Here is a 12,811-nt window from a genome sequence, read left to right as displayed (position 1 = left end):
CCACGCTTTTCTTCTCGCTGCCCGAGTCGGCCGGGTTTCTGCTTGCAGGCGGCGGAGCTCTCATGCCCAGGGCATCGTGCCTCGGCCAACTGAGGATCTCGACTTCTTCACCACCCGCCAACTCGGCAGGGTCGACACCGCCAGCGATGCGCTGGTCACCGCTGTCACTGAACGCGGGTGGTCCGTCGAACTTAAGCGCACCGGCGAGGAGTTCCGGCGCTGGGCGATCACCGGCCCAGAAGTCGTCCTCATCGACCTCGCCGTCGACAGCCCGCCGACCGGCGCACCCACCGTCACCATCGCAGGGCCGTCCTTCGCCCCCGCCGAGCTCGCCGTGCGCACGACGCTCGCGCTTTTCGGGCGCGCGGAGCCGCGCGACTTCGTCGATGTCTACGTGCTCAACCAACGGTTCGACCGAGCCGACACAGTGCGAGCTGCAGCCGAGGCAGACCTGGGCTTCGACCTCCCCGTGTTTGCGCAGACGCTCCGGTCGCACCAACGCATCGGCAACGAGGATTTCCCCGACGTCGGTGTCCCGATCGCCGAGATCCGCGCGTACTTCGACGCGTGGGCCGACGAGCTCGATCCGCGTTAGTCATCGTCGCGCGCGAACGCCTGATCAAGCAGCTCGGCGGTCAGCGGGTTCACTTGCTCGTTGCGGCGGATGTAGTGCTCGATAGTCACCTTCGGATCGGTGTGGCCGAGCAACTCCGAGGCCAAGTTCAGGCTGGCCTGCTCGTTGATCACCGTCGCGACCGTACGGCGGAACATGTGCGGGCTGACGCCCTCGATGGCCGCGGCACCGAGGACCTTGCGCAGTTGGCGCCGCACGTTGGCCGTCGTGAGCGGGGTCCCCTCCCGGCTGCGGAACACGAGCGCGTCCAGCGAATGATCCGCCATGATGGCCAACCGTCGCCGGAGTGCCTCGGCCGTGAAGGACGGCAGCGCGACCACCCGGTTGGAACGGTCGGTCTTCAGGTGCTCCTGTCGGTAGGTCCCGACGCCGCGCTCGGAGATGACCGTGCCGCAAATCCGTAGTGTCGCCGGCGTCGTCGTCAGGTCCAGCTCGCGGCGGCGGATCGCGAGGACCTCGCCAATCCGGGCGGACGTGCCGAGCATGACCTCGACGATCTGACCGAGTTGGCCGTCGGGGTTCGGGCCCGAGGTACCGCTGGACTGTTCCCACGCCTTGATCACGGCGCGGATCGCGTTGACCTCGGTGGCGCTCAGGGCCGTCGGGGTCCGCTTCGGCTTGTGGAGTCGGGAGACGTTGTCGATCGGATTGCGCACCAGCACTTCGTGCCGCACCGCCAGCGCGAACGACTGCCGCAGCACAGTCCGCGCCCGCTTCGCCGCGGAGTACGACTCCTGACCCAACTGCTTGAGCAGGGCATCGCAGCGCGCGACGCCGATCTCGCGCAGCGAATAGCCGCGGAAGGCCGGGAGGACCAGCCGCTCCATGTCCCGCTCGTAGTTGAAACGGGTCGCGGGAGCGATCCGGTTCTCCAGGTCCAGGTCCGCCAGCCAGTAGTCGACCAACGCCGGAAAGGGACTGTCGGGCGTGAGCGTGGTGTCGACGGGCTGAAAGGCGTTGCGCTGGGTGAGTTTCTTCTTCAGGGCCGCCTCAGCTGCCGGTCTCGACGTCGCCGTCGCCTGCACCAGTCGCGTCTGCCCGTCCCAGTCACGGAACCGGGTCCGAGCTTCAACCTTGCCCTTTGCCCGCGGGATGAACGTGATCTCGCCGTACCCGCCGATGGGGATGCGTGGCCTACTCATGAGAGCCGCCCTCGTGCCGCTCCTCCAGCCACGCGGCGATGTCACTCGCCGCAAACCGTAGGTGCTTGCCAAACTTGTAGGCCCGCGGCGCCCGGCCGGACAGCCGCCAGTCGTAGATGGTCTGCACGGGGACACCGAGGTACTCGGCGAGTTCTCGACCCCGATGAGGCGCTCCAGCCCCAGGTCCGTGGTGTTCATGCACATCAGGTGTGCAAGGCGGGACGAGCAGTCCCGAAGCGACCGGATCGGTCTCGATATGCCCGCTCGTTCCTCGCGGGCTACTCGACCACCGACGATCAATGTGATGGGTAAACGATGGGATCGCATGTTTGCCCCCAAAGCAAAAGTCCAGGTCAACCTGTGGCTGACCTGGACTTTCTTTGTAGCGGGGGCAGGATTTGAACCTGCGACCTCTGGGTTATGAGCCCAGCGAGCTACCGAGCTGCTCCACCCCGCGTCGGTGAACAGAACACTACGTGATGCCCCGTCCCAGTCCAAATCCAACCCGGGTGGCCTGTGTCACTCCTTCTTTGCGGGCTCCTGCTGGGAGAGCTCGAGAGCTTCGGTGATCAGCTTCTCGGCCTCCTTGGTGATGTCGGCATACCCGGCGAGATCGCCCTTCTTCAGCGCTGCGTCGGCGTCCTTGAACTTCTGGTCAGCCTCGACCAGCAGGTCCTGGAGCTGCTCCTGGACGGTGCCCTTGGGTGTCTTCGGGTCCTTGGGGTCGCCCTTCGGCTGAGTCTTCCCCTCGGAGATGTCGACCTCCAGCACCTTGGCCACCGCCTCGGCCACCGTCTGCCCGATCGCCGTCTTCTCACCGAAGGAGACCAGCACCTGGCGCAGCACCGGATAGTTCGCGGTGTTGGTGCCCTGGCGCACGGCATACACCGGCTGCACATAGAGCAGGCTGTCCCCCACCGGCAACGTGAGCAGGTTGCCGTTGATGGTCTTGACGTTCGAGTTGCGGGTCAACGCCTCGAGGCGGCGCTGGATCTCGTCGTTCGATCCGAACCGGGCAGCTGCCTGGCCGGGCCCGTCGACGCGGGTGCCGCCGAGCTCGAGGACGCGGATCTTGCCGTAGGTGTCCAGCGACGCATCGCTGTCGACCGAAACGAACGCAGCCAGGTTCTGCCGGTTGTTCGGCACATAGACCGAGGTCAGCGAGAAGATCGGCTCCTCGCCACCCTTCGGCGTACGCACGGAGAGCCGGTATGGCGGCTGCAGCTGTCCGGGCGAGTTCGGGTCCTCGGGGACCGCCCAGCGCGCGTTGCCCTCATAGAACGTGCTCGCCTTGTCCACGTGATAGGCCGCCAACTGGTAGCGCTGCACCTTGAACATGTCCTCGGGATAACGCATGTGCGCCAGCAGGTCCGCGGGGATGTCCTTCTTGTCCTTCACCGTGCCGGGGAACGCCGAGCGCCACGCCTTGAGCAGCGGGTCCTTCTCGTCCCACGCATAGAGGGTCACCGTGCCGTCATAGGCATCGACGACCGCCTTGACCGCGTTGCGCATGTAGTTGATCTCGTCGGTCGGCAGCGTGCGGAACTCGTTGTCCGTGTCCAACGAGTCGCTGGTCATGTCCTGGAACGAGCCACGCTCGGCCTGCGGATATTGATCGGTGGTCGTGTAGCCGTCCATCAACCAGACGACCTTGCCGTCCACCACCGCGGGATAGGGGTCGGCGTCGACGGTCAGCCACGGGGCGACCTTCTCCACCATCAGCCGCGGGTCGCGGTCATAGAGGATCTTGGAGTTCTTGTTCACCCGATCCGAGAGCAGGATGTTCGGCTCACCGAACTTCCACGCATAGATCGCCTTGTGGAACAGACCACCGACGGGCACGCCCGCGGCACCGTCATAGGTGTTGGTCCGGGCGCTGCCGGTCTCGGAGTCGTCCGGGATGTCGAGCTCGACGTCGCGCGCGTCCTCCTCGGCCTTGCCGACGATCGAGTAGTCGGGGCTCTTCTCACCGAAGTAGATCTGGCCCCGATAGCCGTCCTCGGACATCTTGCTGAGCTCGCCGGTGGGCGGCAGCCCCTGCTCGAGCCAGACCGGCTCGTCACGCGTCGACTGCGCCTCGTTCTCCAGGTCACGCTGGTTTCCGAAGGCGGCGATGACGCCGAAACCGTGGGTGTAGACGGTGTGCAGGTTCGACCAGTTCTTGTTGCCCTCGGGCAGACCGTCCTGGTTGAGCTCGCGGACACCGATCACGACGTCGCGCTTCTCGCCGTTGATCTCATAGCGGTCGACGTCGAGCACGTCACCGACGGAGTAGTAGCCCTTCTCCTGCTGCAGCTGCTCGAACGTCGCACGGACCAGGGCCGGGTCGAGGAGACGGATCTCCTTGATGTTGGTGACCTCTTCGGCCTGCTGGGCCGTGCTGAGGTCGGTCTCGCCCTTGAAGTCGGTGACCTCGACGTCCTCGATGTCGTACGCCGAACGGGTCGCGTCGATGTTCTTCTGCAGGTAGGGCTCCTCCTTGACCGCCTGCGACGGCGAGACCTGGAACTGCTGCACGATGGCCGGCCAGATCATCCCGAGCAGGATCGAGGAGAGCACCAGCAGCCCGAGCGCCACCGAGGGCAGGATCCAGGTGCGGCGAATGATGTTGGCGAAGAAGAGCACCGCGCAGATCAGCGCGATGAACATCAAGATGTTCTTGGCAGGCAGCACCGCGTGGTCATCGGTGTAGCCGATGCCCGTCATCAGCGAGCCACCCTGGTTGAGCAGGTCGAAGCGGTCGAGCCAGTAGTCGACGGCCTTGGCGAGCACGAAGACTCCCAGCAGCACCGACAGCTGCACGGCGGCCGGCCCGGAGAACCGGTCGGTCGACGACTGCAGCTTGATCCCGCCATACAGGTAGTGCGCGATCGCCGCGATGATCAGCGCGATCACGGCCGCTGCCATCGTGAAGTCCACCAGGAAGTGCAGCCACGGCAGGTCGAAGAGGTAGAACCCGATGTCCTTGTCGAAGAACGGGTCCTTCTTGCCGAACGACTCACCGTTGCGCCAGAGCATGAACTCGCGCCACTTGCCCGCAGCCGTGGCACCCGCGAAGGCGCCGACCACTCCGGCGACACCGATCAGCAGGAGGACGCGGATCGGCTGCACCGCGTCGCGATAGCGATCCAGGCTGACCTGCTCGGCAGAGGCCGGGCGGAAGATCGGCCGGAACCGGTAGGCCAGGTAGAGGTTGATCCCGACCACGACGGCCATCAGCAGGCCGAAGACCAGGAACAGTCCGATCCGGGTGCGGATCAGGTTGGAGAAGACGCTCTCGTAGCCGACCGAGTTGAACCACAGCCGCTCGGACCAGAACGAGGCGAAGCCGGTGAAGGCCAGGACCAGTGCGACCACGATCCCGAGGGTGATCCACAGGGCCCGGGAGCGTCCGGGACGCTTCGGAGCCTGCCGGGTGGGCTGGCGGGGCTCATCGTCGAAGATGTCACTCATGTCCGGGTCTCCTCAGGACTGTCACCCTCAAGGGTGGCACGCAGCAGTTCTACGAGTTCGGGAACGAGGTCTGCCCCACCGACGACGGACGTGTCGTCGTCGTGGGCGCGCAACCTCAGCGCGGAATAGGTCGAGCCGTCGCGTACGGCGGCCGCCACGATGCGTACCTCCTGGCGAAGGGGGTGCTCCTGGGCGAACGTCAACGCAGCCTCGGGATCCTCGGGGATCGCGGCATCCACGTCGGGCGGCAGCACCAGGCGCTCGACGACCGCGGCGCAGCCGACGACCTCGTCGGGCCAGCTGATCGAGGCCAGCACGGTCTCGAACGGCACCGATGCGTCGAGCTCCTGCTCGATCGGGGTGAACGACCCCTCGGCGCTGGCGGCGTCGAGCCCCAGGGCCGCGGCGAGGCCGGGCTCCTTGGCGACCAGGTCACTGGTCAGGGCGAGCGCGTAGAGCCGGGACTTCTGGTCCCAGCCGTCGGCCGCGGCATGCAGCTCGAGCTCGTGGACCGCCGCGGCGAGTGCCGGGTCCGCCAGGGCATCGTCGAGGCTGTCGATCCCGTCAGGGCCAGTCTCTTCAGGGCCGGTTTCGTCAGGGCCGATGTCTTCAGGGCCAGTCATTCACTTCACGTCCTTGCAGGAGGGCAACTTGGCCTTCGGGTTTTTGACCCATGTCTCGATCGAGGTGCGCGCGGACTCGAGGGTGTCTGCGCGGACCAGGCGCATGTCGCCGTTGGCGCCGCCGAGCGCCTCCTCGCAGTTGTCCGGGGGCACGAGGAACAGCTCGGAGCCGGCCTTGCGGGCGGCGGGGATCTTCTGCTGGATTCCGCCGATCGGCCCGACCTTGCCCTCGGCGTCGATGGTGCCGGTCCCGGCGATCCGGTGTCCCCCGGTCAGCGAGCCCTTGGTGAGCGTGTCGAAGATGGCCAGAGAGAACATCAGGCCGGCGCTGGGCCCGCCGATCCTCGGGTCGATGTTGACCGCGACCTGGAACGGGAAGACGAAGCTGGGTCCCGAGGTGATGCCCACCATCGGCTTGCCGTCCACCTTCTCGGGGGTGACCTTGACGGTGGAGCGCTTCTTGTCGCGGATCACCGTGAACGTGACGGGCTTGGTGCCAGCGGCCTTGACCTGCTTGGCGACCAGGGAGACGTCACCCTTGATGTCCTTGCCGTTCACCCGCACGATCCGGTCCCGCACGCCGAGCTTGCCGTCGGCCGGGCTGTCCTGGTTGACGTGGAAGATCTCCACGGTCGGCTTCAGGTCATAGTTCAGCGCGCGCAGGGCTGCCGCGATCGCGGCGTCCTGGGAGGAGACCATCTGCACCGACGACTCGATGTCGTTCTGCTCGTTGGTGGTGCCCTCTTCGTAGTAGGCGTCGTAGGGCTGCACCGCCCGCTCGTCGCTGAGCCAGGCGCTCAGCGCGGAGAACAGGCTGACCTTGTTCTCCGCGGTGGTGACCGACACGGTGGTCATCCGCAGCTCGCCGCCGTCGTAATAGGTGTCGTGGCCCTGCACCTGGATCCGCTCCTGGCCGCCGACCTCGGAGAGGACGTCGACAGTGACTCCGGGCGAGAAGGTGACATAGGGGACGGGCACCATCGCCGCAGCGATCCACAGCGCCACCATCAGGGGGACGGAGATCACAATCGCGAGGGTGCGCCGACTCATGCGGCCAACCTTCTCATCCGGTCACAAGCGGGAGGCACCTGGGATCAGGCGGAACGGCGTACGTCGCCCGCGTCGTCACGGTTGCGTGACGGGCGTACGGCGATGCCGGTGCTGCGATCGCGGGGCCGGGTCGTTGCCGGTCCGGGCGCACGCTGGCCGGGGTGGTCCTTGCGAAGGGCCCTGGCCATCCGCTCCACGGCGACGTTGCGGTCGACCTCACCACGGCCGACGCGTCCGAGCCACGACACCCAGGCCATCGCGACCACGGTCACGACGACGGGAGGCGCCAGCCACCACAGGATCTCCACGCGTCCAGTCTTCCACGCCGGCCCTCGTCGCAGTGGTGCAACGCGCCCGTCAGGGCGAGTTCACCCACTCCTCGTCGCCGTCCTCGAACAGCTGGTGCTTCCAGATCGGCACCTCGGCCTTGAGCCGGTCGATCAGCGCTCGCGAGGCGGCGAAGGCGAGGTCGCGATGCGCAGCCGAGGCCGCAACCACGACGGCCGCGTCCCCGATCGCCAGCTTCCCCACCCGGTGCACCGCGGCCAGCAGGGCTCCGGGGTGCTCGGCGACCACCGAGGCGCAGACCTCGACGAGCTTCGTCTCGGCGCTCGGGTGGGCGACATACTCGAGTCCGGTCACCCCGCGACCGCCGTCGTGGTCGCGGACCCGGCCCACGAAGCAGGTGACCCCACCTGTGGTGTCGTCCTCGACCGCGCTCAGCGCTTCGTCGACCGACAGGGCCTCGTCGCGCAGAGCCACCAGGCGTACGCCGTATGGAAGTGCAGCAGTCATGGACCGAGACTATCCGTCCCTCACATGATGACCAGCGGGCGAGTAACTTGGTGCCATGAGTGAAAACCCCGGCGAGCAGCCGGAGAACCCGTTCAAGGGCACACCGTTCGAGCAGATCTTCGGTGCGTTCGGCGGCGTCGGCGGACCCGGTGCCGGCGGGATGCCCGACCTCTCCGCGCTGATGAGCCAGATGCAGTCGATGATGGCCCCGCACGACGGCGCAGTGAACTGGAAGCTGGCCGGTGACCTCGCTCGGCAGGCCGTCGCGAAGGAGCCCGACCCCTCGCCCTCGCAGCGCGAGCAGGACGCGGTCGCCGACGCGGTCCGCCTGGCCGACCACTGGCTCGACGAGGCCTGCGAGTTCCCCTCCGGCGTGACCTCCACCGCGGCCTGGAGCCGTGCGGAATGGATCGAGTCGACGCGGGCGGTCTGGCAGGTGCTGGTCGAGCCCGTCGCCGAGCACGTCGTCGCCGCGATGGGCAAGGCGCTGCCCGAGGAAGCCAGGGCGATGGCCGGTCCGCTGATCGGGATGCTCGGTCAGATGGGTGGTGCGATGTTCGGCAGCCAGGTCGGCACCGCTCTTGGCGGCTTGGCCGGCGAGGTGCTCACTGCCTCCGACATCGGCCTGCCGCTGGGTCCGGCCGGGCGGGCCGCACTCGTCCCGACCAACGTCGCGAAGTTCGCCGAGGGCCTCGACATCACCTCGGACGACGTACGCCTCTATCTCGCGCTGCGCGAAGCCGCTCACCAGCGCCTCTTCGCCCACGTGCCGTGGTTGCGCGAGCACCTGATCTCCGCGGTCGCCGACTATGGCCGCGGCATCACCATCGACACCGCCGGCATCGAGGAGCAGATGCGCAACCTCAACCCCGGCGACCCGACCGCGATCCAGGAAGCGATGGAGGGCGGGCTGTTCGAGCCCAAGCAGACCCCCGCCCAGCAGGCCGCGCTGTTGCGACTGGAGACCACACTGGCACTCGTGGAGGGCTGGGTCGACGACGTGGTCGGTCAGGCCGCCAACGAGCGGATGCCGGCCGCGACCCGACTGCAGGAGGCGGTACGCCGTCGCCGGGCTGCCGGCGGGCCTGCCGAGGAGACCTTCGCTGCACTGGTCGGTCTCGAGTTGCGACCGCGCCGCCTGCGCGATGCCTCCACGCTGTGGGGATCGCTCCGCACCCGGCACGGCAACGACGGCCGCGACTCGGTGTGGCTGCACCCCGACCTGCTGCCGAGCGCCGATGACCTCGACGACCCGCTGGGCTTCCGCGAGGAGACGGCCGAGTCCGTGTCGCTCTCGGATGAGGACTTCGACGCCGAGCTCGCCAAGTTGCTCGACGACAGCCAGGGCGAGGGCAAGGGCGACAACACCGGCGGGGACTCCCCCGACTCCCCCGACGCGTGAACCTGCACGACGACGCGTTGGACGTGCTCGGGTCCTGGACCGCGCCCGATGCCGCCCAGGAGCAGCACAGACAACGGATCCTCGCGCACCTCGAAGAGCACCCGGAAGGGATGAGGCGTGAGTGCTTTCCCGCTCACGTCACCGCCGGAACCCTGGTCCTCTCCCATGATGGCCAGGCGGTGCTGCTGAACCTGCATCGCAAGGCCAAGCGCTGGTTCGCGTTCGGCGGTCACTGCGAGGAACAGGACGAGACCCTTGCCGGGGTCGCCCTACGCGAAGCCTTGGAGGAGTCGGGGTTGAGCTCGTTGGACTTCATCGCGACGCCGGTGCAGCTCGACGAGCACGCCGTGCCGTTCTGCGATCCACGTGGAACGGTCGCGCACCTGGACGTGCGCTTCGTGGCGGTGGCCCCGGAAGGTGCCGCGCACGCCGCCAGCGACGAGTCGCTCGACGTACGTTGGTGGCCCGTCGATCAGTTGCCCGAGGGGCTCGAGGACGACATGGACCGGCTCATCGCCCTGGCGCGGGACCTAGTGGCGGCTCGCTGATCGCGAACGCCCCGCTCGGTCCACCCGCTCAGTGCGCCTAGTCGTCCACCCGATCAGTCCACGTGATCGCTGGCGGGGGCGTCCATGTCAGCCGCCGAGGACCACCCCATCAGGAATCCCTTGGCCCGCTCGGCCTTGGGATAGCGGTCCACCCAACTCCAGAACTCCTCATTGTGGCTGGGTTCGATCAGGTGCGCGAGCTCATGGACCAGGACATAGTCGACGACCCACACCGGCATTCCCTGCAGTCGGTGTGAGAGCCGGATCGACCGGTCCCCCGGCGTGCAGGAGCCCCAGCGTGAGTTCTGGTTCTCCACCCAGCGCACCGAGTCGGGCTCAATGATCCCGCCGAAGTAGAGGGTCGACAGGTCCATCGCGCGCTTGAAGAGTTGCTCGTCGGAAGGGCGGCGTCGCTGGTCTTGCTTGTCCAGCCGGGCCACCATCGTCTCGACCCATTCGGCCTCTTGGGCCTTGGTCATGCTGGCCGGGATCAGCACCACGACCTTGTCCCCGTCGCGATAGGCCGAGACGGTGCGGCGACGTCGCTTGGAACGGCGCACCTCGATCTCCCGTTCGACCATGGGCGCAACGCTAGCCGTTTGCCCACGCGACGAGGCGCTCAGATGACCACGTGTTGACGATTCGCTCGGGTTCGATGCCGGCGGCCTCGGCCCGTTCGCAGCCATAGTCGAGCATGTCCAACTGTCCGGGCGCGTGCGCGTCGGAGTCGATCGAGAACAGGCAGCCGAGGTCGCGGGCGAGCTCCAGCAGCGCGGTCGGTGGGTCGCGTCGCTCGGGTCGGGAGTTGATCTCGACGGCGACGTCGTTGGCCAGACAGGCCTCGAACACCTTGCGTGCATCGAACCGCGAGCCGGGCCTGGTGCCCCGGCTCCCGGTGACCAGGCGGCCGGTGCAGTGGCCGAGCACGTTGGTGAACGGGTTCTCGACGGCGGCGATCATCCGTCGCGTCATCTGCTCGGCGTCCATCGCCAGCTTGGAGTGGACACTGGCCACCCGCAGGTCCAACTGGGCGAGCATCTCCTCGCTCTGGTCCAGCGCGCCGTCGGTGAGGATGTCCACCTCGATCCCCTTCAGCATCCGGAACCCCGAGCCGGCGAGGTGCTCGTTGACGGCGTCGACCACCAGCAACTGCCTGCCGAGCCGCTCGGCGCTGAGACCGTGGGCAATGGTCAGGCGTGGCGAGTGATCGGTGAGCACCAGGTAGTCGTGGCCGAGCTCGATCGCGGTGAACGCCATCTCCTCGATCGGCGATCCACCGTCGGACCAGTCGGAGTGGGAGTGCAGGTCGCCGCGCAGCGCCTTGCGCAGCTCGCGGCCACCAGGGGCCAGCGGGCCGGCGTACTGCTCCTCGAGCTTGGCCAGGCGCTCCGGCACCCGACCGGCGACGCTGTCGGCGATCACCTTCGCCGAGCTCGCGCCGACGCCGGGCAGGTCGGTGAGCGTGCCTTCGGCGGTCTTGGCGGCCAGCTCGTCCTCGGCGAGCGGCAGGATCGCGGCGGCGGCGCTGCGGAAGGCCTTGATCTTGTAGGTGTCCTCGCGTGCGCGCTCGAGCAGGAAGGCAATTCTGCGCAGCGCTGCCACGGGCGTGGGCGCCTGCTGTGTCACGATGCTGCTCCGATCTCGATGATTCTTCTCCGTCCACAACCGGCGGCGATTGTTTTCCCTGTTCAGGGGCCAGTTCGGTGGATTCCGGGGTTCGTTGTCCACACGCCCGTCCACTGGTTTCACACAGGAATCCGCATCGATTCCACATGTTTTGCACAGCCTTGTCCACAGGCTGCGTGAATTGCGCATTGACCGGGCGACTCCGCTGGCCCTAGCCTCAGCCGCAGATGGGGCCTCCGGTCATCCGTCGCCATGCTGGCAAGGGGAAGGCACGCGTGGTGGTGGCAGGCGGGAGGCCCCTTCTGTGTCTACCTTTCTCAGCGGCCCTCGAACCGCGGTGACCGCTTCTCCTGCGCGGCCGCGATGCCCTCGTGCAGGTCCGCAGTCGCCATCGTCACAGGCTGGGCCAGCGCCTCCCACTGCAGAGCAGCCTCGATGTCGCGGTGGCCGGCGCCGCCCAGCGCGAGTTTGGTCAACCGGGTCGCGACCGGGGCGTTGGCGGCGATCCCAGTAGCCGTGGCGACCACCTCGTCCAGGAAGCCCTCGTCCTGGATCACCCGGGAGACCAGCCCGAGGCTGACCGCCTCCTCGCCGCGCACGAGGCGTCCGGTGAGCAGCAGGTCGCGCGCCACGGCGGGGCCGAGCACGTCGGGGAACAGCCAGGTCGAGGCCATCCCGGGATGCAGCCCGAGCTTCACGAACGGGGCGCCCATCCGCGCCGAGGAGGCGGCATACCTGAGGTCGCAGGCCATCGCCACGCAGAGCCCGGCCCCGATCGCGGGACCGTTGATCGCCGCGATGGTGGGCACCTCGAGCCGGCGGATCGAAAGCCAAGCGCGATAGAACGGCAGCATCCGGGCGCGCAGCTCGTCCACGGTTGCGTCGGGCTCGGCGGACAGCCAGCCCAGATCGCCACCGGAACAGAACGCGCTCCCCTGCCCGGTCACCACCACCGCTCGCAGTCCCGGCTCTCGAGTCAGGGCGTCGATGGCCTGCACCCAGGATGCAGTCATCTCATCCGACATCACGTTGCGTCGCGGATGGTCGGCCAGGGTGAGTACGACAACCCCCGACTCCGGCCGGTCGACGTCGAGGTAGGGCAGCGAGGTGAGCTCGTTCTCGGACATGTCTCGAGGGTAGGGGTCGGGCCAGGAGTCGGGGGTGACGCCCACCCTGACCGGCCACCGGGAAACCCGTGGCAAAGCGCCACGGGGAGCCTCCCGCGGGTTTCTTCAGGCGTGGCGTAGTGTTTTTGGTGGTCACCACGGAGATCCGTGAGACCCCGGCGGGCTTCCCCCCAACCCCGTCGCGACGACCGAGATACACATAGGCAAGGAGGCCGTCATGGCGGAGACCTGGAGCGGCGAGTTCTACTGCGTGAAGTGCAAGGCCAAGCGCGAGGCCTCGGGTGAGGTCAAGGTGAACGACAAGGGCACCCGCATGGCGAAGGCCGTGTGCCCCGAGTGCGGCACCAATCTCAACCGGATCCTCGGCAAGGCGTAACACTCGCCCCACAGCACCACACGATGGCGCGGCCC

14 protein-coding genes and 1 tRNA gene are annotated in these 12,811 nt (G+C 67.7%); 4 read left to right on the top strand and 11 right to left on the bottom strand.

Annotated features, from left to right (window positions below):
* The first annotated feature begins 76 nt into the window (after nucleotides 1–76).
* On the top strand, nucleotides 77–595 hold the full coding sequence (locus BJ980_RS17310) for a nucleotidyl transferase AbiEii/AbiGii toxin family protein (RefSeq protein WP_179503438.1): 519 nt from the start codon (nucleotides 77–79) through the stop codon (nucleotides 593–595).
* Here BJ980_RS17310 and BJ980_RS19525 read toward each other — a convergent pair.
* The 8 genes from BJ980_RS19525 to BJ980_RS17270 all read right to left on the bottom strand — a co-directional run bounded on the left by BJ980_RS19525 (nucleotide 592) and on the right by BJ980_RS17270 (nucleotide 7,697).
* Nucleotides 592–1,659 carry a tyrosine-type recombinase/integrase gene (locus BJ980_RS19525; protein WP_179503437.1) on the bottom strand — a complete coding sequence of 356 codons (1,068 nt, stop codon included), beginning with the start codon at nucleotides 1,657–1,659 and terminating at the stop codon, nucleotides 592–594. The genes BJ980_RS17310 and BJ980_RS19525 overlap by 4 nt on opposite strands.
* A 109-nt stretch (nucleotides 1,660–1,768) precedes the next feature.
* Complete coding sequence (locus BJ980_RS19620; RefSeq protein WP_179503436.1) at nucleotides 1,769–1,978, bottom strand: helix-turn-helix transcriptional regulator; 210 nt, start codon at nucleotides 1,976–1,978, stop codon at nucleotides 1,769–1,771.
* A gap of 181 nt (nucleotides 1,979–2,159) precedes the next feature.
* Nucleotides 2,160–2,233 (bottom strand) — tRNA-Met (locus BJ980_RS17295).
* 62 nt (nucleotides 2,234–2,295) lie between these two features.
* On the bottom strand, nucleotides 2,296–5,229 hold the full coding sequence (locus tag BJ980_RS17290) for a UPF0182 family membrane protein (protein WP_179503435.1): 2,934 nt from the start codon (nucleotides 5,227–5,229) through the stop codon (nucleotides 2,296–2,298).
* On the bottom strand, nucleotides 5,226–5,852 hold the full coding sequence (locus BJ980_RS17285; RefSeq protein ID WP_246279998.1) for a PPA1309 family protein: 627 nt from the start codon (nucleotides 5,850–5,852) through the stop codon (nucleotides 5,226–5,228). The genes BJ980_RS17290 and BJ980_RS17285 overlap by 4 nt, the downstream gene beginning before the upstream one ends.
* Nucleotides 5,853–6,902 (bottom strand): YlbL family protein, encoded by a 1,050-nt coding sequence (locus BJ980_RS17280; protein WP_179503434.1) that lies wholly within the window; start codon nucleotides 6,900–6,902, stop codon nucleotides 5,853–5,855. It lies immediately after the preceding gene.
* A gap of 44 nt (nucleotides 6,903–6,946) precedes the next feature.
* A complete protein-coding gene (locus BJ980_RS17275) occupies nucleotides 6,947–7,210 on the bottom strand; it encodes a hypothetical protein (RefSeq protein WP_179503433.1) in 264 nt (87 codons plus the stop codon).
* Nucleotides 7,211–7,259: 49 nt separating this feature from the next.
* A complete protein-coding gene (locus BJ980_RS17270; RefSeq protein ID WP_179503432.1) occupies nucleotides 7,260–7,697 on the bottom strand; it encodes a molybdenum cofactor biosynthesis protein MoaE in 438 nt (145 codons plus the stop codon).
* Nucleotides 7,698–7,752: 55 nt separating this feature from the next.
* On the opposite strand from BJ980_RS17270, the gene BJ980_RS17265 reads away from it, so the two are divergent.
* Nucleotides 7,753–9,099 (top strand): zinc-dependent metalloprotease, encoded by a 1,347-nt coding sequence (locus BJ980_RS17265; protein ID WP_179503431.1) that lies wholly within the window; start codon nucleotides 7,753–7,755, stop codon nucleotides 9,097–9,099.
* A complete protein-coding gene (locus tag BJ980_RS17260) occupies nucleotides 9,096–9,647 on the top strand; it encodes an NUDIX hydrolase (protein WP_343047858.1) in 552 nt (183 codons plus the stop codon). The genes BJ980_RS17265 and BJ980_RS17260 overlap by 4 nt, the downstream gene beginning before the upstream one ends.
* Nucleotides 9,648–9,700: 53 nt before the next feature.
* Here BJ980_RS17260 and BJ980_RS17255 read toward each other — a convergent pair whose 3' ends face one another.
* The 3 genes from BJ980_RS17255 to BJ980_RS17245 all read right to left on the bottom strand — a co-directional run bounded on the left by BJ980_RS17255 (nucleotide 9,701) and on the right by BJ980_RS17245 (nucleotide 12,400).
* Entirely contained in the window at nucleotides 9,701–10,228 is a 528-nt protein-coding gene (locus BJ980_RS17255) for a M48 metallopeptidase family protein (protein WP_179503430.1), read from the bottom strand.
* A gap of 10 nt (nucleotides 10,229–10,238) precedes the next feature.
* Nucleotides 10,239–11,273, bottom strand: a complete 1,035-nt coding sequence (locus BJ980_RS17250) for a PHP domain-containing protein (protein WP_343047857.1) — start codon at nucleotides 11,271–11,273, stop codon at nucleotides 10,239–10,241.
* Between the two features lie 317 nt (nucleotides 11,274–11,590).
* Nucleotides 11,591–12,400: an enoyl-CoA hydratase/isomerase family protein gene (locus BJ980_RS17245; RefSeq protein WP_179503428.1), complete on the bottom strand. Its 810-nt coding sequence runs from the start codon at nucleotides 12,398–12,400 to the stop codon at nucleotides 11,591–11,593.
* 217 nt (nucleotides 12,401–12,617) lie between these two features.
* On the opposite strand from BJ980_RS17245, the gene BJ980_RS17240 reads away from it, so the two are divergent.
* On the top strand, nucleotides 12,618–12,776 hold the full coding sequence (locus tag BJ980_RS17240) for a DUF5679 domain-containing protein (protein ID WP_168618186.1): 159 nt from the start codon (nucleotides 12,618–12,620) through the stop codon (nucleotides 12,774–12,776).
* Nucleotides 12,777–12,811 lie beyond the last annotated feature (35 nt).

It is taken from the genome of Nocardioides daedukensis (assembly GCF_013408415.1).
Taxonomy (GTDB): domain Bacteria; phylum Actinomycetota; class Actinomycetes; order Propionibacteriales; family Nocardioidaceae; genus Nocardioides; species Nocardioides daedukensis.
This window is presented reverse-complemented; position numbering and strand designations above follow the sequence as displayed.

Coding starts and splice junctions, on each gene's coding strand:
- BJ980_RS17285 (WP_246279998.1), bottom strand. CDS start 5,852: ATGACTGGCCCTGAAGACATCGGCCCTGACGAAACCGGCCCTGAAGAG.
- BJ980_RS17290 (WP_179503435.1), bottom strand. CDS start 5,229: ATGAGTGACATCTTCGACGATGAGCCCCGCCAGCCCACCCGGCAGGCT.
- BJ980_RS17270 (WP_179503432.1), bottom strand. CDS start 7,697: ATGACTGCTGCACTTCCATACGGCGTACGCCTGGTGGCTCTGCGCGAC.
- BJ980_RS17255 (WP_179503430.1), bottom strand. CDS start 10,228: ATGGTCGAACGGGAGATCGAGGTGCGCCGTTCCAAGCGACGTCGCCGC.
- BJ980_RS17265 (WP_179503431.1), top strand. CDS start 7,753: ATGAGTGAAAACCCCGGCGAGCAGCCGGAGAACCCGTTCAAGGGCACA.
- BJ980_RS17240 (WP_168618186.1), top strand. CDS start 12,618: ATGGCGGAGACCTGGAGCGGCGAGTTCTACTGCGTGAAGTGCAAGGCC.
- BJ980_RS17280 (WP_179503434.1), bottom strand. CDS start 6,902: ATGAGTCGGCGCACCCTCGCGATTGTGATCTCCGTCCCCCTGATGGTG.
- BJ980_RS17245 (WP_179503428.1), bottom strand. CDS start 12,400: ATGTCCGAGAACGAGCTCACCTCGCTGCCCTACCTCGACGTCGACCGG.